22 protein-coding genes and 2 pseudogenes are annotated in these 20324 nt (G+C 65.4%); 10 read left to right on the top strand and 14 right to left on the bottom strand.

Annotated elements, in window-relative coordinates; translation table 11 throughout:
• Positions 1-46 precede the first annotated feature (46 nt).
• The 4 genes and pseudogenes from HNO53_RS20410 to HNO53_RS20390 all read right to left on the bottom strand — a co-directional run.
• A pseudogene (locus HNO53_RS20410) lies at positions 47-133 on the bottom strand (P-II family nitrogen regulator); the annotation flags it as partial.
• A 153-nt stretch (positions 134-286) separates the two neighbouring features.
• Positions 287-625, bottom strand: coding sequence for a P-II family nitrogen regulator (glnK, locus tag HNO53_RS20400; RefSeq protein ID WP_086509163.1), 339 nt, complete (start codon positions 623-625; stop codon positions 287-289).
• 138 nt (positions 626-763) lie between these two features.
• Positions 764-2089, bottom strand: coding sequence for an ammonium transporter (locus HNO53_RS20395; protein WP_209474749.1), 1326 nt, complete (start codon positions 2087-2089; stop codon positions 764-766).
• Between the two features lie 47 nt (positions 2090-2136).
• Complete coding sequence (locus HNO53_RS20390) at positions 2137-2475, bottom strand: P-II family nitrogen regulator (protein ID WP_209474746.1); 339 nt, start codon at positions 2473-2475, stop codon at positions 2137-2139.
• Positions 2476-2767: 292 nt separating this feature from the next.
• Between HNO53_RS20390 and HNO53_RS20385 the strand changes: the two genes are divergently transcribed.
• The gene (locus tag HNO53_RS20385; RefSeq protein WP_209474744.1) at positions 2768-3097 is read left to right on the top strand and encodes an accessory factor UbiK family protein; all 330 of its coding nucleotides are present in this window, start codon (positions 2768-2770) and stop codon (positions 3095-3097) included.
• 74 nt (positions 3098-3171) lie between these two features.
• Positions 3172-4677: a YifB family Mg chelatase-like AAA ATPase gene (locus HNO53_RS20380; protein WP_209474742.1), complete on the top strand. Its 1506-nt coding sequence runs from the start codon at positions 3172-3174 to the stop codon at positions 4675-4677.
• Positions 4678-4682: 5 nt separating this feature from the next.
• Here HNO53_RS20380 and HNO53_RS20375 read toward each other — a convergent pair whose 3' ends face one another.
• On the bottom strand, positions 4683-5162 hold the full coding sequence (locus HNO53_RS20375; RefSeq protein ID WP_209474739.1) for a hypothetical protein: 480 nt from the start codon (positions 5160-5162) through the stop codon (positions 4683-4685).
• Complete coding sequence (locus tag HNO53_RS20370) at positions 5156-6139, bottom strand: alpha/beta hydrolase (protein WP_209474738.1); 984 nt, start codon at positions 6137-6139, stop codon at positions 5156-5158. Before HNO53_RS20370 ends, HNO53_RS20375 begins: the two co-directional genes overlap by 7 nt.
• A 304-nt stretch (positions 6140-6443) precedes the next feature.
• Between HNO53_RS20370 and HNO53_RS20365 the strand changes: the two genes are divergently transcribed.
• Positions 6444-8630: a malate synthase G gene (locus tag HNO53_RS20365; protein WP_209474736.1), complete on the top strand. Its 2187-nt coding sequence runs from the start codon at positions 6444-6446 to the stop codon at positions 8628-8630.
• 164 nt (positions 8631-8794) lie between these two features.
• Positions 8795-9208 carry a PaaI family thioesterase gene (locus HNO53_RS20360; protein WP_209474734.1) on the top strand — a complete coding sequence of 138 codons (414 nt, stop codon included), beginning with the start codon at positions 8795-8797 and terminating at the stop codon, positions 9206-9208.
• On the opposite strand, the gene HNO53_RS20355 is transcribed toward HNO53_RS20360, so the two are convergent.
• Complete coding sequence (locus HNO53_RS20355) at positions 9184-9585, bottom strand: DUF423 domain-containing protein (RefSeq protein WP_209474733.1); 402 nt, start codon at positions 9583-9585, stop codon at positions 9184-9186. The two genes, HNO53_RS20360 and HNO53_RS20355, sit on opposite strands and share 25 nt — an antisense overlap.
• Positions 9586-9689: 104 nt before the next feature.
• On the opposite strand from HNO53_RS20355, the gene thiS reads away from it, so the two are divergent.
• Genes thiS through trmB form a run of 3 tightly spaced genes read left to right on the top strand, consistent with a single transcriptional unit; the run spans position 9690 to position 11507 of the window.
• Positions 9690-9890, top strand: a complete 201-nt coding sequence (gene thiS / locus HNO53_RS20350; RefSeq protein WP_209474731.1) for a sulfur carrier protein ThiS — start codon at positions 9690-9692, stop codon at positions 9888-9890.
• A gap of 57 nt (positions 9891-9947) precedes the next feature.
• The gene (locus HNO53_RS20345; protein ID WP_209474729.1) at positions 9948-10742 is read left to right on the top strand and encodes a thiazole synthase; all 795 of its coding nucleotides are present in this window, start codon (positions 9948-9950) and stop codon (positions 10740-10742) included.
• A gap of 24 nt (positions 10743-10766) precedes the next feature.
• A complete protein-coding gene (gene trmB / locus HNO53_RS21535) occupies positions 10767-11507 on the top strand; it encodes a tRNA (guanosine(46)-N7)-methyltransferase TrmB (RefSeq protein WP_240549369.1) in 741 nt (246 codons plus the stop codon).
• A gap of 10 nt (positions 11508-11517) precedes the next feature.
• Here the strand turns inward: trmB and HNO53_RS20340 are convergent.
• Positions 11518-12372, bottom strand: a pseudogene (locus tag HNO53_RS20340) (DMT family transporter); the annotation flags it as partial.
• A gap of 84 nt (positions 12373-12456) precedes the next feature.
• Between HNO53_RS20340 and HNO53_RS20335 the strand changes: the two are divergent.
• Positions 12457-13362, top strand: coding sequence for a LysR substrate-binding domain-containing protein (locus HNO53_RS20335; protein WP_209474725.1), 906 nt, complete (start codon positions 12457-12459; stop codon positions 13360-13362).
• 469 nt (positions 13363-13831) lie between these two features.
• Here the strand turns inward: HNO53_RS20335 and HNO53_RS20330 are convergent, their stop codons facing one another.
• Positions 13832-14749 carry an AEC family transporter gene (locus HNO53_RS20330; protein WP_209474723.1) on the bottom strand — a complete coding sequence of 306 codons (918 nt, stop codon included), beginning with the start codon at positions 14747-14749 and terminating at the stop codon, positions 13832-13834.
• A gap of 128 nt (positions 14750-14877) precedes the next feature.
• Between HNO53_RS20330 and HNO53_RS20325 the strand changes: the two genes are divergently transcribed.
• Together HNO53_RS20325 and HNO53_RS20320 are read left to right on the top strand one after the other, a co-directional pair.
• Entirely contained in the window at positions 14878-15390 is a 513-nt protein-coding gene (locus HNO53_RS20325; RefSeq protein ID WP_209474721.1) for a hypothetical protein, read from the top strand.
• Positions 15387-15980, top strand: coding sequence for an SCO family protein (locus HNO53_RS20320; RefSeq protein ID WP_209474719.1), 594 nt, complete (start codon positions 15387-15389; stop codon positions 15978-15980). Before HNO53_RS20325 ends, HNO53_RS20320 begins: the two co-directional genes overlap by 4 nt.
• A 46-nt stretch (positions 15981-16026) precedes the next feature.
• Here HNO53_RS20320 and HNO53_RS20315 read toward each other — a convergent pair whose 3' ends face one another.
• The 5 genes from HNO53_RS20315 to HNO53_RS20295 form a co-directional block, all read right to left on the bottom strand.
• Positions 16027-17058: a PHB depolymerase family esterase gene (locus HNO53_RS20315; protein WP_242597483.1), complete on the bottom strand. Its 1032-nt coding sequence runs from the start codon at positions 17056-17058 to the stop codon at positions 16027-16029.
• A gap of 10 nt (positions 17059-17068) precedes the next feature.
• On the bottom strand, positions 17069-17752 hold the full coding sequence (locus HNO53_RS20310) for a BamJ family beta-barrel-assembly machinery protein (RefSeq protein ID WP_209474715.1): 684 nt from the start codon (positions 17750-17752) through the stop codon (positions 17069-17071).
• A 103-nt stretch (positions 17753-17855) separates the two neighbouring features.
• Positions 17856-18299 (bottom strand): universal stress protein, encoded by a 444-nt coding sequence (locus HNO53_RS20305; RefSeq protein WP_209474713.1) that lies wholly within the window; start codon positions 18297-18299, stop codon positions 17856-17858.
• Between the two features lie 36 nt (positions 18300-18335).
• A complete protein-coding gene (locus HNO53_RS20300; protein WP_209474711.1) occupies positions 18336-19619 on the bottom strand; it encodes a TRAP transporter large permease in 1284 nt (427 codons plus the stop codon).
• A gap of 29 nt (positions 19620-19648) precedes the next feature.
• Entirely contained in the window at positions 19649-20227 is a 579-nt protein-coding gene (locus HNO53_RS20295) for a TRAP transporter small permease (RefSeq protein WP_209474709.1), read from the bottom strand.
• Between the last annotated feature and the right edge of the window lie 97 nt (positions 20228-20324).

The raw sequence follows: 20324 nt of genomic DNA, 5'->3' as shown, positions 1-20324 counted from the left end.
CACGGCCTCGCGGTCGTGGGTTTTTTGCTTGCTGGCTTCCCAGTTGTTACACCGCGTCCTTGCCGGTTTCGCCGGTGCGGATGCGAATGACCTGCTCCAGCAGGGTGATGAAGATCTTGCCGTCGCCGATCTTGCTGAATGTGTAGGCGCGACCTGGGTCTAGGGTCTATACGGCGTCCTTGCCGGTTTCGCCGGTGCGGATGCGAATGACCTGCTCCAGCGGGGTGATGAAGATCTTGCCGTCGCCGATCTTGCTGAATGTGTAGGCGCGACCTGGGTCTAGGGTCTATACGGCGTCCTTGCCGGTTTCGCCGGTGCGGATGCGAATGACCTGCTCCAGCGGGGTGATGAAGATCTTGCCGTCGCCGATCTTGCCGGTATTGGCGACCTGGGTGATGGCGTCGATCACCTGCTCGACGAGGTCGTCGTCGATGGCGATCTCGACCTTAACCTTGGGCAGGAAGTCGACCACGTACTCGGCGCCGCGGTAGAGCTCGGTGTGGCCTTTCTGGCGGCCGAAGCCCTTCACCTCGGTGACGGTGATGCCCTGGACGCCGATCTCCGAAAGCGACTCGCGAACGTCGTCGAGCTTGAACGGCTTGATGATGGCGGTCACCAGTTTCATGGTCTGTTTCCTCATGGTCGGGCAGAGTCCGCAGGTCGGACCCGGTTGATACGGTAGCAGTTGGCTCCAAGCATACACCGCCGCTGGCAGGAAGAAAAAAGGCTCCCCGCAGGGAGCCTTGTGCCAAGATTGTCGCGCTTACTCGGCGTGGGGCTGGCCGAGCGGCGCACCGACGCCGTAGCCGCCGGACTGCGGGCGGCCGCCGCTGCCGCCGTAGACCCGGGCGACGCTGAACTCGGGATAGGCTTCCATGCCGCATTCGGCCAGATCGACCCCCTCGTACTCCTCCTCGTCACTGACGCGAACGCCCATGATCGCCTTGATGATCAGCCACACGGCCAGGCTGGCGGCGAAGATCCAGGCGAAGATGGCAATCGCACCGATGATCTGAGCGCCAAAGGTGGCGTCGCCGTTGGACAGCGGCACTGCCAGCAGGCCCCAGATGCCGACCACGCCGTGCACCGAGATGGCGCCGACCGGATCGTCGATCTTCAGCTTGTCCAGCATCACGATGGCAGCCACCACGATGATCCCGCCCACGGCGCCGATCAGCGTGGCGCCCAGCGCCGAGGGCGTCAGCGGGCCGGCGGTGATCGCCACCAGGCCGGCCAGGGCGCCGTTCAACGCCATGGTCAGGTCGGCCTTGCGGAACCACAGCTTGGCCAGGATCAGTGCGGCGATGACCCCCCCAGCCGCAGCGGCGTTGGTGTTGACCAGTACCTGAGCCACATTGTTGGCCGAGGCCACGTCGGAGAGCTTGAGCTCGGAGCCGCCGTTGAAGCCGAACCAGCCCATCCACAGGATGAAGGTACCCACGGTGGCCAGCGGCAGGTTGGCACCGGGAATGGCATGGATGCTGCCGTCCTTGCCGTACTTGCCCTTGCGTGGGCCGAGGATCAGCACACCGGCAAGCGCCGCGGCCGCACCGGCCATGTGCACGATGCCGGAGCCGGCATAGTCGGAGAAGCCCAGCTCGGAGAGCCAGCCGCCACCCCAGGTCCAGTAGCCCGAGACCGGATAGATGACGCCGGTCATGACCACGGCGAAGGCGAGGAAGGCCCACAGCTTCATGCGCTCGGCCACGGCACCCGAGACGATCGACATGGCGGTGGCGACGAATACCACCTGGAAGAAGAAGTCGGCACGCATGGAGTAGTAGGGGGCATCGTCGCCGCCGGCGGTGACCGCGTCCACGCCATTCTCGGCGCCGATCAGTACGCCCAGGTTGGGCAGGATGCCGCCAGCATCGCTCGAATACATGATGGCGTAGCCCACCAGCAGGTACATGGTGCAGGCGATGGCGAACAGGGCGATGTTCTTGGTCAGGATCTCGGCGGTGTTCTTGGCCCGCACCAGTCCGGCCTCGAGCATCGAGAAGCCCGCGGCCATCCACATCACCAGCACGCCGCAGATCAGGAAGTAGAAGGTGTCGAGCGCATAGCTCAACTCGGCAAGTTCACTCATGGGAGTTACTCCATCGCTCTTGTTGCTGCGAGTTGTTGTAGGGGGCGTTACACGGCCTCGGCGCCGCGTTCGCCGGTGCGGATGCGGATCACATCCTCCAGCGGGGTCACGAAGACCTTGCCGTCGCCGATCTTGCCGCTGTTGGCTGCGCTGCAGATGGCATCCAGCACCGATTCCAGACGTGAGTCGTCCACGGCGACCTCGACCTTCACCTTGGGCAGGAAATCGACCACGTATTCGGCGCCGCGGTAGAGCTCTGTGTGACCCTTCTGGCGCCCGAAGCCTTTCACTTCGGTTACGGTGATGCCCTGGACGCCGTTGTCGGCCAGCGCCTCACGAACGTCGTCGAGCTTGAATGGCTTGATGATGGCGGTGATGAGCTTCATCGCGTTTCTCCCTGCTGGAAATAGGGGCGGCGGGGGTCGCCAGCCGGCTGTACCTCTCCCCATGCGCGGAACGTGCCAATCCATTTTTATGTGCGATGAAACATGTAGTTGCCGGTACCTAGTGGCATGTCTTGCGCCGCAATGGCGCAGCCGGTTCTGCGGTCGTGCACCAGAGTGGTGCTGGCTCATGGTGCGCCTGCGTCATGAGAGGGCGAGAGAAGGGAATGCGCGGTGGCGGGGCCTTGCGTATGCTGTAGTCCAACATGAGCAGGCCAAACAGGAGGAGCGCACCATGGCGAATCAGGACCCCATCAGCCGACTGGCGCAGCAGCTAGGCGAGCGCCTGCAGGGGGCGGCCCAGGCGCCGGAGGAGTTTCAGAAGGGCGTGCAGCAGGTCGTGCGCGGGGCCTTCGATCGCCTGGAGCTGGTGTCGCGGGAAGATTTCGACATCCTCATGGACGTGATGCAGCGCACGCGGATCCGGGTCGAAGCGCTGGAGCAGCAGGTCGCGGCATTGGAAGAGGCGCTGGCAGCCCGCGACACCCCTGCGCCCCGGGCGAGCCTTACGCCGCCAGAAGGCTTCGACGAAGACCAAGCCGCGGCCGACGAAGCCAAGCGCTGAGCCAGCGTGGAGAGCCCGTTGCGGCACAGTGCTAGTATCTAGCCCTTCTCTAATGGACTGCGAGGGACCGCACGATGCTGGCGATCGTTGCCACACGGGCCGGCCTGGGGCTGGAAGCGCCCGAGGTACAGGTCGAGGTACACCTGGCCAATGGCCTGCCGGGGATGACCCTGGTGGGCCTGCCCGAGGCCGCCGTCAAGGAGAGCCGCGAGCGGGTGCGCAGCGCCCTCACCAATGCCGGCTTCGACTTCCCCAATACCCGCAGGATCGTACTCAACCTGGCGCCCGCCGACCTGCCCAAGGTCGGCGGGCGCTTCGACTTGCCCATCGCGCTGGGCATCCTGATCGCCTCCGGTCAAGTACCCGGCGAGGCGGTCGAGGGTATCGAAAGCGTCGGCGAGCTGGCGCTGGACGGCCGCCTGCGTCCCATCAACGGGGTGCTGCCTCTGGCGCTGGCCGCACGCAAGGCCGGGCGCAAGCTGATCGTGCCCAGGGAGAACGCCGACGAGGCGGCGCTGGCCGGCGACCTGCAGGTGCTGCCGGCCGAGCACCTGCTCGACGTGATGGCCCATCTGCTGGGGCAGAAGCCGATCGCCGCGCACCGTCTCGAAACGCCGCCCGTCGCCGATACCCGCGAGGGTGATCTGGCCGAGGTGCGCGGCCAGCATCAGGCGCGCCGTGCGCTGGAGATCGCCGCGGCCGGTTCGCACAACCTGCTGTTCGCCGGCCCGCCCGGTACCGGCAAGACCATGCTGGCGAGCCGCCTGCCCGGCATCCTGCCCGAGCTCACCGAGGAGGAGGCCTTGGAAGTCGCCGCCATTCGCTCGGTGTGCGGCCTGCCTCTGGCCGAGCAGTGGGGGCGTAGGCCCTTTCGTGCGCCGCACCATACCGCCAGCGCCGTGGCCCTGGTCGGAGGTGGCTCCTGGCCGCGCCCCGGCGAGATCTCGCTGGCTCATCACGGCGTGCTGTTCCTCGACGAGCTGCCCGAGTTCAGCCGCCACGTACTCGAGGTGATGCGTGAACCGATGGAGTCGGGGCGCATTCATATCGCCCGCGCCAACCACGAGCGTAAATTTCCGGCGCGGTTCCAACTCGTCGCGGCGATGAACCCGTGCCCCTGCGGCCACCTGGGCGATCCGCGCCAGGCCTGCCAGTGCACCGCAGCACAGATTCAGCGCTACCAGTCACGTCTTTCGGGGCCGCTGCTCGACCGCATCGACCTGCAGATCGAAGTGCCGGCGTTGCCACCGGAGCAGCTCACGTCCCGCGAAGTGGGTGAAAGCTCGGCAGAGGTGCGTGCCCGGGTCATGGCGGCACGCGAACGGCAATACGCCCGAGGTGCGCTCAACGCTCACCTGGGCGGGCGCGAGCTGGAAGCGGCCTGCGCCCTGTCGACGGCCGACCGTGCCTGGCTGGCCGGGGTGCTCGAGCGCTTGCGCCTCTCGGCGCGGGCCTACCACCGTGTACTACGCGTGGCGCTGACCCTGGCCGACCTGGCTGGTAAGCCGCATCCGGAGCGTGGCGAGCTGATGGAGGCGATCGGCTATCGGCAGTTGGATCGCCAGCTCCGCCAAGGGTAGGGGCACTACAACGCCGTGGCGTCGAAGGCGCCCTCGATCTCGGTCTGCCACAGCGCGCGCTCCCCGTCGGGGCGATAGAGCGACAGGGTGAGGCGATAGGGCAGCAGGTCGCGATCGGAGAGGCTCAGGCGTGGCGCCGTGGCTTCCAGGCGGCTCTCCATGCGCCACTGGTGATCGCCGCCTTCGCCGCTCATGGCCGGGCGCCAGTCGAGCACCTGAGGGCCGTCGCTGGCGCCCAGCAGGGCGCGGGTGAGGCTTTCCAGGAGGCGCTCGCTGCCGATCTCAAGGCTGTTATCCACCTGTGGCGACACCAGCAGCAGTACCTGCTCCTGGGTAGGCTGCAGGGCGTCCACGTCCAGCACCCTGGCCACGGCGCGGTCGCTCAGGTTCTGCAGTGCTCGGCGAATGGGATCGGGCTCGGGTGGCTGGCTGGCGCAACCGGCGAACAGAGTGAAAAACAGCAGCAGTGCGATAGGTCTCAGCATCGGGAGAAGCGTTCCTGGGCGGCCGGCGCAGGGCCTAGTTCCAATTCGGCAACGAAAGTATCGAGAGCGGTGAACAGGGCGGTGCGAATGGGCTCGGCCTCGTTGACCAGGTGATGTCGCGCTTCCGGGTGGCGATGTATGCGTGCGTTGGGAAACTTGCGCTCCAGTACCGCCAGGTTCCACTCCCAGTCCACCGTGACGTCCTGCTCCCCTTGCAGGATCAGGGTGGGCAGGTCGCAGGGGGGAAGAGCGAGTAGCTGGGGCATCCAGCGGCGCATGGCGCTGACCCAGTTGAGTGAGAGATGGTTCGGCTGCAGCGGATCATGTTCGCGCAGGAAGGCGGCAAACTCGGCATCGGTGGAGTTGGCGCGGAACTTGCGTGGCACGCTCTGTACGAAAGGCCCCACCAGGGTGTGCAGCCATCCGGCCTGGGGCCAGCCGAAGGGGCGCACCAGAGGAGCGAGCAGCGCCAGGCCCGACCAATGACCTTCGCCGGGACGGCTCAAGGCATCGGTGGCGAGAATGGCGGCGCCGGTGCTCTGGCCGATCCCGAGCCACGGGCGAGGGGCGAGCCCCCCGGCGTCCAGCTGCTCCTGCAGGGCATGCAGGCATTCGCCGTAGTGGGCGAAGTCATCGATGCAGGCACGCTTGCCGCTGGACAGGCCATGCCCCGGTAGATCCCACAGCACCACCCGCCAACGGCGCGTCAGCAGCCGCTCCAGCAGATGCCGGTAGAGCCCGAGATGGTCGTAGTAACCATGCACGACGAAGACCGTGCCGATCGGCGCTGCGGGGCTCCACACCTGGGTCCACAGCTGGTAGCGCTGGGCATCCACGTAACCCACATAAAGCCCGATCTGCTCGGAGAGCAGCGGGGCGAGACCGTAGTGGCTCAGATAGTCGGCCAGCGAAGGTTCTCCATCGGCCCGGAAGGGGGCAATCGGCCCCAATGCCTGTAGAGGGGTGAAGTCGGTCATGGCGTTCTCCAGCGAATCAAGACATTGTCCCCTCGAATCCTTTCGTCTACAGCGGCACGGAGCGTGCAGCAAGTTTATCTACCGACCATGCTGTGGGTGAGCTATCACCGTGATACGCCACATTTTTTTGACCGTTTGGTCAAAAAGCCGGGTCTTAACCCTATGTCTAGTAGGGTAGCCCTTCCTTCGGGTTTACATGTGGAACAGTTTTCCACAGAATTGGCGCCTTCGCAGTGGTATCACCCCACGAATTGCGGCTGGCCGAGCGCACGACATCGGCCGCCACGCAGGAGGAGACTTTTCCATGTCTGAACGCGTCACACGCCATCGTCTCCAGGTGGCCGCTGAACTGGACCGCTTCATCAACGACCGGGCTCTCCCCGGGACCGGTCTCGATGCCGAGAGCTTCTGGGCCGGGGTCGATGCCATCTTTCATGATCTGACACCAAAAAACCGGGAATTGCTCGCCGAGCGCGAGCGCCTGCAGGAGCAGCTGGATACCTGGCACCGGCAGAACCCCGGCCCGGTGCGCGACATGAGCGTCTACCGCGCTTTCCTCGAAGAGATCGGGTACCTGGTGGAGACGCCCTCCCAGGTGACGGTTTCCACCGCTAACGTGGATCGCGAGATCGCCGTTCAGGCCGGCCCGCAGCTGGTGGTACCGGTAAGCAACGCCCGCTACGCGCTCAACGCCGCCAATGCCCGTTGGGGCAGTCTCTACGACGCGCTCTACGGCACCGATGCCATCTCCGAGGAGGATGGTGCCGAGAAGGGCGCAAGCTTCAACCCCAAGCGCGGCGAGAAAGTCATCGCCTACGCCCGCGGCGTGCTCGATCTGGCCGCCCCGTTGGCCAACGGCAGCCATCGTGACGCGGTCAGGTATGCGTTGCGCGACGGCCAACTGGTGGTGACCCTCGAGGGGGACCGCGAGACCGGGCTGAAGGAGCCGGGCAAGCTGATCGGCTATCGCGGCGATGCCGCCAGCCCCGAGGCGATCCTGCTCGCCAATCACGATCTGCACCTGGAGATTCAGATCGACCCCAGCCATCCGATCGGCAAGACCGATCCGGCCGGCGTCAAGGACCTGCTGGTCGAGGCCGCACTGACCGCCATCATGGATTGCGAGGACTCCGTGGCGGCGGTTGATGCCGAGGACAAGGTCGGCGTCTACGCCAACTGGCTGGGGCTGATGAAGGGCGACCTGGAGGAGGCGATCGAGAAGGGCGGCAAGACCTTCACGCGACGTCTCAACGACGATCGCCGCTACACCACGCCGGACGGCGGCAGCCTCACGCTACCCGGGCGCTCGCTGATGTTCGTGCGCAACGTCGGCCACCTGATGACCACTCCGGCGGTGCTCGACGCCGACGGCAACGAGCTGCCCGAAGGCATTCTCGACGGCATCGTTACCAGCCTGCTGGCCATGCACGATCTCAAGAAGCGCGAGGACGATCCGCGCAACTCGCGCCAGGGCTCGGTCTACATCGTCAAGCCGAAGATGCACGGTCCCAAGGAAGTCGCCTTCTCCAACGAGCTGTTTGGTCGCATCGAGAACCTGCTGGGCCTGGCCCGCGACACGCTGAAGATGGGCATCATGGACGAGGAGCGTCGCACCTCGGTCAACCTCAAGGCGTGTATCGCCGAGGCCACCTCCCGCGTGGTGTTCATCAACACCGGCTTCCTCGACCGCACCGGCGACGAGATGCACACCGCCATGGAAGCGGGCCCGATGATCCGCAAGGGCGACATGAAGAACGCCGCCTGGATCGGGGCCTACGAGCGCAGCAACGTGCTGGTCGGCCTGGCCTGTGGCCTGCGTGGCCGGGCTCAGATCGGCAAGGGCATGTGGGCCATGCCTGACCTGATGGCCGCCATGCTGGAGCAGAAGGTCGGTCACCCCAAGGCCGGTGCCAACACCGCCTGGGTGCCGTCGCCGACGGCCGCTACGCTGCACGCACTGCACTACCACCAGATCGACGTCGCCGAGATCCAGCGCGAACTGGAGGCCCAGGGCGAGCCTGCCCTGCTGGAAGAGCTGCTCGACAACCTGCTCACCGTGCCGGTGGCCGAGAAGGCCGGCTGGTCCGACGAAGAGATTCAGCAGGAGCTCGACAATAACTGCCAGGGTATCCTCGGCTACGTGGTGCGCTGGGTCGAGCACGGCGTGGGCTGCTCCAAGGTACCCGACATCCATGACGTGGGCCTGATGGAGGATCGAGCCACGCTGCGCATCTCCAGCCAGCACATCGCCAACTGGCTACACCATGGCGTGGTCGATGCAGAGCGCGTGAAGAAGACCCTGGAGCGCATGGCCAAGGTGGTCGACGAGCAGAACGCCGGCGATCCGGCCTACACGCCGATGTCGGCCGATTATGCCGGCTCAAGCGCCTTCCAGGCGGCCAGCGACCTGATCTTCAAGGGCCGCGTACAGCCCTCCGGCTACACCGAGCCGCTGCTGCACCACTGGCGCGCCGTGCACAAGGCAAAGTGACATGGGGCACCGGAGACTGAGCCACCAGCCGGGCTGGCTTCGGCCGTCCTGATTGAGGCCAGTATCATGAAGCGCCCCGGGTACCCGCCCGGGGCGCTTTGGGTTATGTTGAGCTGCGTTGCCTTTTCGGCAGCCACGCCAGCCAACTCACCAGGAGCCTGCCGATGACCGTAATGACCGCCGCTGCCATCGAGGACTTTCTCGACGAGGTGTTTCCCCAGCGTATCGGGACCATCGAGGCCGTCGACGACATGCGGGCGACCATGAGTCTGGCCATCGAGGATGAGCACCTGCGACCGGGTTCCAGCGTCTCCGGGCCCACCCTGATGGGGCTGGCCGATGTCTGCCTCTACGTGGCCATTCTCGGTCAGATCGGCCCCGAGCCCATGGCGGTCACCAGCGATCTGCACTGCCGTTTCCTGCGCCGCCCGCGCGGCGATCGCGATATCATCGCCACGGCGCGTCTGCTCAAGCTGGGACGCCGCTTGGCGGTGGGTGAAGTGCAGCTGTTCTCGGCTGGCGACGAGCGCCCGGTGGCGCTGGTTACCGCCACTTATGTCATTCCCGACTCCGACTGATCGGAGCGGGCCCGCAGCGCACAGAGGGCAAGCGCCAGCCAGCCGGCGATCATCAGCACGCCGCCGAACGGCGTCAGCATGCCCAGGCCGCCAAGTCCGCTGAACGCCATGGCATAGAGAGAGCCGGAGAACAGCAGCATTCCCGCTGTCCAAAGCCCCAATACCAGATACTGGCCGCGCATCGGTCGCGACGCACGCCAGGCCAATACACCAAGCATCGCCAGGGTGTGCCAGGCCTGGTAGCGCACGCCGGTCTCGAAGGCGCCGAACAGGCGCTCGGGCAATGCCCCCTGCAGAGCATGGGCAGCGAAGGCGCCGGCCATGACCGTCACGGCACCCGAGAGCGCCGCCAGGCACCACCAACCGCGGTCATGCATCGTGTCTCCTCCTGCGGATAAGGCATTGCCGCCTACCGTACCGCGGGGAGCGCTAAGGGGCTACAATATCGGCCCGCGACACTCGTCAACGTGGAGAGCACGCCATGCAGATTCAGCTAAACGGTGAGGCCCGAGACCTTGCCCCCGGTCTCACGCTGGCGCAGTTGATCGACAGCCTTGGTCTGAGCGGGCGGCGTATCGCCGTCGAGCGCAACGAGGAGATCGTGCCGAAGAGCGAGCACGAGACCACGTCCCTGACCGACGGCGACCGTATCGAGATCGTGCATGCCATCGGCGGCGGCTAGAGGGGACTCCTCGCCCGCCCGTTCCTCCAGATTCCGCTACAGACACAGGCTCATGCGATGACAGATTTCTATCAGGATCAACCGCTGCGGATTGCCGGCCACGCCTTCACCTCCCGCCTGCTGGTCGGTACTGGCAAGTACAAGGACTTCGACGAGACGGCCGATGCCATCGCCGCCTCCGGCGCCGAGGTGGTTACCTTTGCCGTGCGGCGTACCAACCTGGGCCAGGAGGCTGGTCCCAACCTGCTCGACGTGGTGCCGCCGGATCGTTTCACCCTGCTGCCCAACACGGCCGGCTGCTATACCGCCAAGGATGCCGTGCGCACCTGCAAGCTGGCCCGCGAGCTGCTTGATGGCCACAAGCTGGTCAAGCTCGAGGTGCTGGGCGACGACACGACCCTTTACCCCAACGTGGTCGAGACCCTCAAGGCGGCGGAAGAGCTGATCAAAGACGGCTTCGACGTGATGGTCTATACCAGCGACGACCCCATCGTCGCCAAGGAGCTCGAGCGTCTGGGTTGCTGCGCGATCATGCCGTTGGGCTCGCTGATCGGCTCCGGCCATGGCATCCAGAACCCGCACAACATCCGCCTGATCATCGACCAGGCGCAGGTGCCGGTGCTGGTGGATGCCGGGATCGGCACCGCTTCCGATGCCGCTATGGCCATGGAGCTGGGCTGCGACGGCGTGCTGATGAACTCGGCCATTGCCCACGCGCATCAGCCCGTGCTGATGGCCAGTGCCATGAAGAAAGCCGTCGAGGCCGGGCGCGAGGCCTTCCTCGCCGGTCGCATGCCGCGTCGTCAGACCGCCGAGCCCTCCTCGCCCTTTGCCGGCCGCATCAACGGCTGAACCCACCGGAGCCACAACGAATCCATGAGTGACCCGCAACGCGATATTGCCACCACCGGCCCGGAAGGATCGGACGCCCCGCTGCATCGTCGCGGCATCAAGAGCTACGTGCTGCGTGCCGGGCGCATGACCCAGGCCCAGACCCGCGGCCTGGACGAGGTCTGGCCGCGGCTGGGCCTGACCCTGGCCAACGGGCGGCAGGACCTCGACGCCCTGTTCGGGCGCCGGGCACCGCGGGTGGTGGAGATCGGCTTTGGGATGGGCGCCTCGCTGATCGAACAGGCCGAGACCCATCCCGATACCGATTTCATCGGCATCGAGGTGCACGCCCCGGGGGTGGGCAAGCTGCTCGACGAGGCCGACAAGCGTGGCCTGACCAACCTCCGCGTTTATCGCGAGGACGCCCTGGCCGTGCTCGAACAGTGCCTGCCGGAAGCCAGCCTCGACACCCTGCAGCTGTTCTTCCCCGACCCCTGGCCGAAGAAGAAGCACCACAAGCGGCGCATCGTGCAGCCCGCCTTCGTCGAGCTGATTCGCACCCGCTTGAAGCTGGGCGGTAAGTTGCACATGGCCACCGACTGGCAGGCCTATGCCGAGTGGATGGCCGAGGTGATGGCGGCCGCGCCGGGCTACGTCAACTCTGCGACCCCGGAGACGGCACCCTATGTGCCGCGGCCTGCGTTTCGTCCGCTGACCAAGTTCGAGGCGCGCGGCGAGCGTCTCGGTCACGGCGTGTGGGATCTGATCTTCGAACGTAGCGAATAGCCAGGCCGGCGCCGCCGCCGGCCAGCACCATGCCGGCGATGCCTGTCGGGCCGAGGCGTTCGCCGAACATCGCCGCGGCCCACAGCAGCGTCACCCCCGGCGTGAGGTGTACCAGCGCCGAGGTCAGCGTGATGCCCAGCCGACGCAGGCTGGCGATGAAGAAGCCGTAGCCGCCCAGGCTCGACAGCACCACCAGCCAGGCGATGGCGGCGAGGAAAGTGGGCTCGCGCGTCGGCGCTGGCAGCTTTCCTCCCCCCGCTGCAAGCGCGGCCAGCAGGAAGATGCCCGCGGCCGCGAGCAACTGGGCCAGCAGCGCCGCCGATAGCGGCATGGCGGGTACCTGGCGCACGGCCAGTACGCTGCCGAGCGTGACCGAGATCACCGACAGTAGCGGCAGCAGATAGGCCCACCACGGCGCGGCCAGCGGTTGCTGCATGTCGTCGGCCACGCACAGCGTCACGCCCAGGGTGGCGACGAGCATTCCCAGCCAGCCTCGCGGTAGCAGGCGCTCTCCCAGCAGGGGGCCTGCCAGTGCCGCCGCCAGCAGCGGCTGCAGGGCGGTGACGAGCGCCGTGACGCTGGCGCTGACGCCCAGGTCGATGGCCACGATCACGCCCAGCAAGTAGCCGCCCATGGTCAGGCTGCCGACCGCCATCTCACGTCGCATGTCTCTCGCCCTCGGCGCTTCGCCGAGCCGCCATCGGCACCATAACGCCACCAGCAGGGCGGCGAGCAAAAAGCGCCAGGCAAATAGCGCAAGCACTGGCGTATCCAATGCGCTGGCGAGTCGGCCGCCGACGAAGCCTGAACTCCAGCACACCACGAAGCCGACGGCGATCCATAGCGATAGGGCCTGATGTGGCATTTTCCTACTCCTCGATGAGGGAGCTTGAGCTTGACCGCCATAGAGGCTTCAATGAAGCGATATTTGTTGCAGTCAGGGTTCAATATGGCTGAAGTCAGCTCGACGCTGGATCTCGAACTGCTGCGCAGCTTCCAGGCGGCGGCTCAGCTTGGCTCGCTGGCGGCGGCGGCCGAACAGCGGCACCGTACCGTGAGTGCCATCAGCATGCAGATCAAGCGCCTGGAGTCGCTGCTCGATGCCCGCCTGCTGGAACGCGGGCCGCGCGGCGTGGTGCCTACCACCACGGGCGAGGCGCTGCTGCAGGAGACGCGCGAATTGCTGCGCATGCATGACGGGATCGTCGCCCGCTATGCCGGGCGCGGCCTGCGAGGCAAGGTACGCTTCGGCCTGCCCGAGGATTACGCCCGCGAGCTGCTCGGCGACGTGTTGCCCGAGTTCACTTCGCGCCACCCCGAGGTGCTGCTGCAGGCAGTGACGGCCACCAGCGGTGAGCTGGCACGTCAGTTGGGGCGCGCGCGGCTGGACCTGGCGGTGGTGCTGGATCGCCCCATCGCGCTGCCAGGAGGCGAGCCGCTGTGGCGTACCAGGCCGGTATGGGCGGCGCCACGCATCGCCAACCTGACCGAGCGGGACAGCCTGCCGCTGGCCCTGCACGAGGTCGATTGCCCCTATCGGGCGTTGGCGACCGAGGCGCTGGAGCGGCTCGGCAGGCCCTGGCACGCGGTGTTCACCAGCACCAGCATTCACGCCATCGAGCGGGCGGTAGAACGGGGCCTGGCGATCAGCGTGCTCGACCGTGAACGTCTCACCCCGGCCATGCGCGAACTCGGCGAAGACGAAGGATTGCCCGTGCTGGGGCGCTGCGAAGCGCAGCTGCACTTCGCCCAATCCATCGAGCCTGGATCAAGACCTGCCGCCGAGGCCCTGGCCGAGCTATTGCGTGAACGCCTGCGTGGGCGCGGGCCCTGGCGCGGCGCAAGCTCTGGGTGAGGAGAGGCGCAGGCAAGACCTTGAATATGTAAAAAGCAGTAATGAGGGGGTGTTCTCTGTACAAGAAAGCGCTGCCAGGGGAGGTGCAGGCAAGACCCTGAATTTGTAAAAAGCAGCAATGAGGGGGTGTTCTCAGCACAGGAAAGCGCTGCCAGGGGAGGTGCAGGCAAGACCCTGAATTTGTATAAAGCAGCAATGAGGGGGTGTTCTCTGCACAAGAATGCGCTGCCAGGGGAGGTGCAGGCAAGACCCTGAATTTGTATAAAGCAGCAATGAGGGGATCTATTTTTTGCACAAAAAAAGCGCCTCCAGAGGAGGCGCAGGCAAGACCGTGACTAGCAATGAGGGGGAGAAACCATAGCGGGAAACTGGCGGTTCCCCTAATGGCCGTGGTGCCTCATCAACACCACGCCTTCAATGTAAGCCATTCTCATTATCGATGTCAACACGAATGCGAATGTTTTTTATTTCAGCTTCCAGCCAGGTGTAGCCACAGGGGCAGGGTGGCCATGGCCAGCAGCGTCTGGCCGGTAATGAGGGCGGCCATCAGTTCGGCGTCGCCGCCCAGCTGGCGAGCCAGGATGTAGGCCGAGGTGGCGGTGGGGAGGGCGGCGAACAGCAGAGCGACGTCGCGGCTCACGGCATCCAGCCCCAGCAGCAGCGCCAAGGCGAACACCAGAGCGGGCATCAGTGCCAGCTTGACCAGGTTGGCAGCCCACACACCGCGATCCACCCGCAGCAGCGCCGGAGGGCGCAGAGCGACACCCACCGCGACCAGACCCAGTGGCAGGGCGGCGCGACCCAGCAGCTCCACTGCGGAGCCGCTCCAGCCGGGTAGGCCGATGCCAGAGAGGTTGAGGCCGATGCCGGCCAGGCAGGCGAGGATCAGCGGGTTGCGCACCAGTGCCGCCAGACTCTTGCCCAGGCTCGAGGGGCCGAGCGTGCCGGCGGCTATGAAGCTGGCAACACACAGTACATTGACCACCGGCACCATCAGCGCCACGGCCACCGCCGCCACCGTGGCGCCGGCCGACCCATGCAGGGCGGCGGCACCGGCCACGCCGACGTAGGTATTGAAGCGCAGCGCGCCCTGGAACACCGACGTGAAGGCCGCCGCCTCGAGTCCCAGCCGGCGCTGCGAGACCCACAGCAGGACGGAGAACGCGACCAGGCTGCCGAGCAGGGCGAGAGCCAGGCGGACCACCGGCACCTCGTCCACGTTGGCGGTCGCCAGGGTGGCCACCAGCATGGCGGGAAAGAGCAGGAAGTAGATGACCTTCTCGAGCTGCGCCCAGAAGTCACCGTCCGGCTGGCGCAGCCGACCTAGCGCGGCACCGAGCAGGATCAGCAGAAACAGGGGGCCCAGGGCATCGGCGACGCCTTGCATAGCGGTATCCTTCGTGGCGGTTGGCCATTAAATGAGCGTTAAACCCTGCGACAACGGTACACGCCTGGCCGGACGACAAATGCTGTTAAGCTTACCCTCCTATCCGATAAAGTGCTGCTCTTGCTGCCATGTCCTCTCCCTCCCAGCCCGATACGGGCGAATCCCGTTTCCCGAGGTTGCGTCTGTTGATGCTGGTCACGCTGCTGACCCTTTGTGTGGCGCTCTGGTACTTGGCTGCACACCTGCTGCGCGGCGAAGCCGATGTCGATTGGCATGCCGCCACGTTGCCCTGCGATCTTCACCAGTCGGCCTGTACTGCCAGCCTTGGCGGGGGGCGCACGCTGACCCTGGATGTCGAGGCTGCGGGAAGGATACGGGCCCTGGAGCTGCTGCCGCTGACGGTTCGCGTGGATGGTATCGAGGTCGAGGCGGCCAGCGTCGACTTCATCGGTCGCGACATGGACATGGGCTTGCATCGCTTTCCCCTGAGCAAGCAGGATAGTGGGCGTTTCGAGGGGGTCGGCCAGGTGCCGATCTGCACCGAGTCGGTCATGCCCTGGCAGGCACAGGTCGTGGTGGAAACCGCAGAGGGCCGGCTGGGAAGCCGGTTCGATTTCACAGTGGAGCGGAGTGTGCCATGAAGCGGCAACGTATCTGGGGGGCAGTAGGCGCGCTGGTCGTGCTGGTGGCTGTCGGCGGGCTATTCGGCTACCAGCAGCTGCGGCAGGCCGGGAGCGAGGGCCCGCAGGGTGGTCCGGTGGAATTGCCTTCTACCCAGGGGGAGTTCTCCCTGTCCCAGCTCGAGGACGACCAACTGGCCGTGCTGTTCTTCGGCTATACCCACTGTCCGGACGTCTGTCCGATGAGCATGGCAGTCATGCGCCAGGTGATGCAGGGGCTGGACGAGGAGCAGCGGCGCCGTGTGGTCCCGCTGCTGGTGTCGCTGGATCCCGAACGCGATACGCTGGAGCGCTTGGCCGAGTACGTGGGTTATTTCGGTGACAACTTCATCGGTGCCACCGGCAGTCAGGCGCAACTCGAGGAGCTGGCCGCGCGTTACGGGATCATCTGGCGGCGCGTGGAAACCCCCGACTCGGCGATGGAGTACACCATCGACCACAGCTCTTCCCTCTACTTGGTCGACCGCGACGGAACGATCCTGCAGCGGGTGCTCTACTCGCCGACGCCGCATGCGCTGCGTGCGGCGCTGGAACAAGAACTCGGCGGATAGGGAGGGTCGGGCGCTAGCCTCCTTATCGAGGCGTATGCGCCGTCTTCTACTCCTCCGGCGATTGTTCTAGCCGCTCGATCATGGCCATCAGCGCCTTCACTTGGGTGCCCTCGCGCGTGTCGTGGAGCGGATCGAGCTGCCAAGTGCTCTCGGCAAATCCCCACCAGTCCCAACAGCCCTGCGGGTTGGCGAGGCTGCTGCTGGCCTGGGGATAGAGCACGACACGGCGGTTGGCCTCGGCCCACTCGTTGAGTCCGCTATGACGTGCGAAGGCGTCGTCGAGCAGCTCCTCGGTCATGCCACAGCCGTGCAGCGCCACGGTGAGTCGGCACCCTCCCGACTCACACGTCTCGGGAATCAGCACATAGCCGGCGTCGCCCAGGCCGCGCGCATCGAACGGCGCCTGGTCGAAGCGCAGCAGCCGGGCCGTCGGCGCATCGACGGGGGGCTCCAGCGTGCCGTGCAGCCAACTCAGCGCCTCGCCGGCAATGTCCATGCCGCAGGCCAGCATGTGCGTTCCCCCACCGTCGCTACATCGGGCCAGTCGACCGGGTGGAATTTGCGCATCGGCCTCGAGCGGCCAGCCGTGGCCGACGCCAGGCGACTCGACCGCTTTCAACTGCTCCTCGGGATCGGCCAGCCAGCCGGCCAGCTGCTCGGCCAGCGCCTTGCCGAGCGAGGGATCGATCACGCGATCCTCTTCGCCATGCCAGACGAAGGCCCGCAGCTCGGCGATGTCGCCGGCCTCGCCTACCAGCCCGCGTGCCTGGTAGTCGCGCAGGCGCACGTTCAAGGCGTCGAGATCGGGGCTGCCCCGGCGCAGCGACATGCACCGGCCGAGGGCCTGGCCCAGGCCGCCCTCGGCACAGCTCCATGGGCCGGCAGCGAGCACGGCCAAGCCCTGGAAGCGCTGTGGCCAGGCGACGGCCAGTTGGGTGGCCATGTAGCCGCCCGAAGAGACACCGATCACGCTGGTAGCATCAGGTGAGAGGGCGAGCCGGGGCAGCTCGGGCAGCCGTTCTTCGGCATTGGCCGCGAATGCCAGCAGCAGTCCGGCACTCAACAGAAGCGCTTTCATTCGGCCGGTGTCACTCCACCACATCGAGGAGTTCGACGCGGAAGATGAGGGTCTCGTTGGGACCGATGGGGCCCTGGCCTTGAGCGCCATAGCCCAGCTCCGGCGGAATGAACAGCATCCAAGTGTCGCCCACGCTCATCAGCTGCAGCGCTTCCTGCCAGCCCTCGATGACCTGGTCTACACGGAAGTTCAGCGGCTCACCGCGGTCGAAGGAGCTGTCGAACACGGTGCCGTCGACCAGCGTACCCTCGTAGTGCACCTCGACATGCGAGCTCGGCCCGGGACTTTCGCCATCGCCGCTTTCTATTACCTCATACTGAAGGCCCGAATCGGTGGTGGTGACCTCCTCGCGCTCAGCGTTCTCCTCCAGGAAGGCCTGGCCTTCTTCGAGGTTGCGCTCGGCCACTTCCTCGGCCTCGGCCTGGCGGGCGGCCAGTGCATCCTGCTGGAACTGGCTCAAGGTTTCGGCCATCTCATCTGCTTCCATGGCCAGCTCATTGCCCTCGATGAGGTCGCGAATGGCGTCGGTGAAAGCTTCGATGTCGAGCTCGGGGTACTCCTGGGCGATGCTCTGGCCGTAGGCGACACCCAGGCTGTAGCTGAGACGTTCGTCCTCGGTTTCCGGTGCGGCCAGCGCGAACGGTACCGCGGCCACCAGGGCAACCAAGGAGGCGGAAGTCAGCAATCTTTTCATGCAGAGTCCTATCGATCAGTCATTGAGCGGCATGCAACAGTACTCGGACTCTATCAGGGCGGCGCCGGTTCCGCACTTGCCGCACGCTACGGGTCCGACGGGCTCATACGACCAGGGTCGGGCAGTGAGCGGAGCCCGCGACCCGCTGAGCCACGCTGCCCAGCAGCAGGCCCTTCTCGCCGTTGGTGCCCTGGGCACCGATCACGATCAGGTCGCACTCCCGCTTGCGAGCGAAGCGCACGATGGTGCGCGAAGGGCGGCCGCCCTTGACGAAGGCGCGCAGACGGGCCGGATCGGCGCCCAGCTCGACCGCCTCGCTCTTGGCGTGAACGGCGATCTCGGTGGCGTACTCCTTGAGGGCATCGTCGGGGATATCGAGCCTGTCCGGGCGCACCATGGAGAGCGAGGCCTCCAGCAGACTATGGTGCTTGAACACGCACAGGATGTAGAGCTCGGCGCCGGTCAGCAGGTGCAGACCGACGGCTTTCTCCAGCGCCTTGAGGGCGCCCTTCGAACCATCCACCGGAACCAGTATGCGATTGAACATCTCAGCGACTCCTAAGGTAACAGTTCGGCCGCGCTACTACCTGAAGGCGATGTCGCGCAGGAAGAGGGCGATCTGGGGGAATATGATGATCAGCGCCGCCGCCAGAATCAGCATGAACACGAAGGGTGGCGTTCCGCGTATCACCTCCCAGTAGGGGCGCTTGAAGATGGCGATGGCGGTGAAGATGTCGCAGCCGAAGGGAGGCGTCGCCGAGCCGATGGCCACCTGCAGCGTTATCAGCACCCCTACCAGCACCGGATCGAGGCCGGTGGCCGCGACGGCAGGAGCGAAGATGGGGGTCAGCACCAGGATCACCACGATGGGGTCGACGAACATGCAGGCCACGAAGAAGGCCACGCAGATCGCGATCAGCACCCCGGTGGGGCCGGCCTCGTTGATGCCGACGGCTTCGAGAATGGCCTGCGGAATCTGGGCGAACGAGATGATCCACGAAAAGCCGTTGCCCACGGCCACCAGAATGAATACGACCGCAGTGATCAGGCCGGTGGACTTGGCGATGGCATAGATGTGCGGAATCTTCAGAGAGCGGAAGACGACGAACTCCAGCACGATGGCATAGAGTACGCACGCCGCAGCGGCTTCGGTGGGGCTGAAGATGCCGCCGTAGATTCCGCCTACGATGATCACCGGGAAACCGAGTGGCCAGAGTGCTTCACGCACGGCCCGGCCGCGCTCCTGCCAGTTGGACTTGGCCTCCGTCGGCACGTCCTTGAGGATGGCGTAGGCCACGCAGTAAGCCGAGAACATCAGCAATATCAGCAGGCCCGGACCGATGCCGGCAATGAACAGCTCGCCTATCGAGGTGCCCGAAATGACACCGTAGATGATCATGCCGATGCTGGGCGGGATCAAGAAGGCGATGTCGCTGGCGTTGATGATCAGCGCCAGGGTAAAGGAGTCCGAGTAACCCGCCTTGAGCATCTTGGGGCGCAGCGGCGAGCCGATGGCCACCACCGTGGCCTGTGTCGAGCCCGAAACCGCCCCGAACAGGGTGCAAGAGGCCGCGGTGCTGACGGCGAGTCCGCCTTTCACGTGGCCGATGAAGGCCATCACCATATTGATGAGACGCTCGGCCGATTGCCCTCGGGTCATGATGTCAGCGGCTAGGATGAACATCGGGACCGCTATCAGGGAGGCGGGTCGTATGCCCGCCATCATCTGCTGGATCAGGGTATCCATCTGACCCAGCCCGTTGAACATCATGTAGAAGCCGATGACGGCTGCCGTGATCAGCGGAATCATCATCGGAAAGCCCAGCAGCAGCAGGGCGATCATCGTCGTTACCATTACTGTGGTCATGCTGTGTTCCCCCGAACACCTGAGCTGCGTCAGACTTCCGTTTCCGTATCCTTGTAGCCGTCGAGGACACCGGTCGATAGATAAACGTCACGCGACGTCATGTTCTTGATCGCGGTCAGAAAATACTGGATGCCGGTGATCAGAAAGCCCAGGGGCACCCAGACATAGATGATCCAGACCGGAATGCTCAGCGCCGGAAGAACCCGCCCCTTGGAGTAGAGATCGGCAATGTAGACGATCGAATAGTAGAGCAGGAAGAACATGACCAGCGCGGTGAACAGCGAGATGATGATCATCAACACCCGGCGCCCACCGACCGGCAGGGCATCGTAGACGGCCGACATGCGAATGTGGCGCCCATGACGCGCGGCATAGCCGATGCCGGCGAAGGTAATCATGATGATCAGGATCCGGTTGATCTCGCCGGTAAAGAAAATACTGCTGCCAAAGACGAAGCGTCCGATCACGTTGGCAATGGTATTGATGGCCATCAACAGCACCCCCATTGCCAGGATGACGGCCTCGATCTTGCTGATCAGAGTGTCGATGGTGCCAAGAAAGCCAGGGAGACCGGAGCGATAGTTCTTTTCAGCTTCTTCTTCGGACATGATGGCGCTTCCTCTTGGTGCGAAAGCCGAATACGGGCTGACGAGTCTTAAGCGTAGCCACCAAGTGCCGGTGCCGAACACCTCAGCGACCTCAACG

Origin of the sequence: Billgrantia antri, assembly GCF_017868935.1 — a bacterium.
Lineage (GTDB): Bacteria > Pseudomonadota > Gammaproteobacteria > Pseudomonadales > Halomonadaceae > Halomonas > Halomonas antri.
This window is presented reverse-complemented; position numbering and strand designations above follow the sequence as displayed.

Coding starts and splice junctions, on each gene's coding strand:
- glnK (WP_086509163.1), bottom strand. CDS start 625: ATGAAACTGGTGACCGCCATCATCAAGCCGTTCAAGCTCGACGACGTT.
- HNO53_RS20395 (WP_209474749.1), bottom strand. CDS start 2,089: ATGAGTGAACTTGCCGAGTTGAGCTATGCGCTCGACACCTTCTACTTC.
- HNO53_RS20390 (WP_209474746.1), bottom strand. CDS start 2,475: ATGAAGCTCATCACCGCCATCATCAAGCCATTCAAGCTCGACGACGTT.
- HNO53_RS20385 (WP_209474744.1), top strand. CDS start 2,768: ATGGCGAATCAGGACCCCATCAGCCGACTGGCGCAGCAGCTAGGCGAG.
- HNO53_RS20380 (WP_209474742.1), top strand. CDS start 3,172: ATGCTGGCGATCGTTGCCACACGGGCCGGCCTGGGGCTGGAAGCGCCC.
- HNO53_RS20375 (WP_209474739.1), bottom strand. CDS start 5,162: ATGCTGAGACCTATCGCACTGCTGCTGTTTTTCACTCTGTTCGCCGGT.
- HNO53_RS20370 (WP_209474738.1), bottom strand. CDS start 6,139: ATGACCGACTTCACCCCTCTACAGGCATTGGGGCCGATTGCCCCCTTC.
- HNO53_RS20365 (WP_209474736.1), top strand. CDS start 6,444: ATGTCTGAACGCGTCACACGCCATCGTCTCCAGGTGGCCGCTGAACTG.
- HNO53_RS20360 (WP_209474734.1), top strand. CDS start 8,795: ATGACCGTAATGACCGCCGCTGCCATCGAGGACTTTCTCGACGAGGTG.
- HNO53_RS20355 (WP_209474733.1), bottom strand. CDS start 9,585: ATGCATGACCGCGGTTGGTGGTGCCTGGCGGCGCTCTCGGGTGCCGTG.
- thiS (WP_209474731.1), top strand. CDS start 9,690: ATGCAGATTCAGCTAAACGGTGAGGCCCGAGACCTTGCCCCCGGTCTC.
- HNO53_RS20345 (WP_209474729.1), top strand. CDS start 9,948: ATGACAGATTTCTATCAGGATCAACCGCTGCGGATTGCCGGCCACGCC.
- trmB (WP_240549369.1), top strand. CDS start 10,767: ATGAGTGACCCGCAACGCGATATTGCCACCACCGGCCCGGAAGGATCG.
- HNO53_RS20335 (WP_209474725.1), top strand. CDS start 12,457: ATGGCTGAAGTCAGCTCGACGCTGGATCTCGAACTGCTGCGCAGCTTC.
- HNO53_RS20330 (WP_209474723.1), bottom strand. CDS start 14,749: ATGCAAGGCGTCGCCGATGCCCTGGGCCCCCTGTTTCTGCTGATCCTG.
- HNO53_RS20325 (WP_209474721.1), top strand. CDS start 14,878: ATGTCCTCTCCCTCCCAGCCCGATACGGGCGAATCCCGTTTCCCGAGG.
- HNO53_RS20320 (WP_209474719.1), top strand. CDS start 15,387: ATGAAGCGGCAACGTATCTGGGGGGCAGTAGGCGCGCTGGTCGTGCTG.
- HNO53_RS20315 (WP_242597483.1), bottom strand. CDS start 17,058: ATGAAAGCGCTTCTGTTGAGTGCCGGACTGCTGCTGGCATTCGCGGCC.
- HNO53_RS20310 (WP_209474715.1), bottom strand. CDS start 17,752: ATGAAAAGATTGCTGACTTCCGCCTCCTTGGTTGCCCTGGTGGCCGCG.
- HNO53_RS20305 (WP_209474713.1), bottom strand. CDS start 18,299: ATGTTCAATCGCATACTGGTTCCGGTGGATGGTTCGAAGGGCGCCCTC.
- HNO53_RS20300 (WP_209474711.1), bottom strand. CDS start 19,619: ATGACCACAGTAATGGTAACGACGATGATCGCCCTGCTGCTGCTGGGC.
- HNO53_RS20295 (WP_209474709.1), bottom strand. CDS start 20,227: ATGTCCGAAGAAGAAGCTGAAAAGAACTATCGCTCCGGTCTCCCTGGC.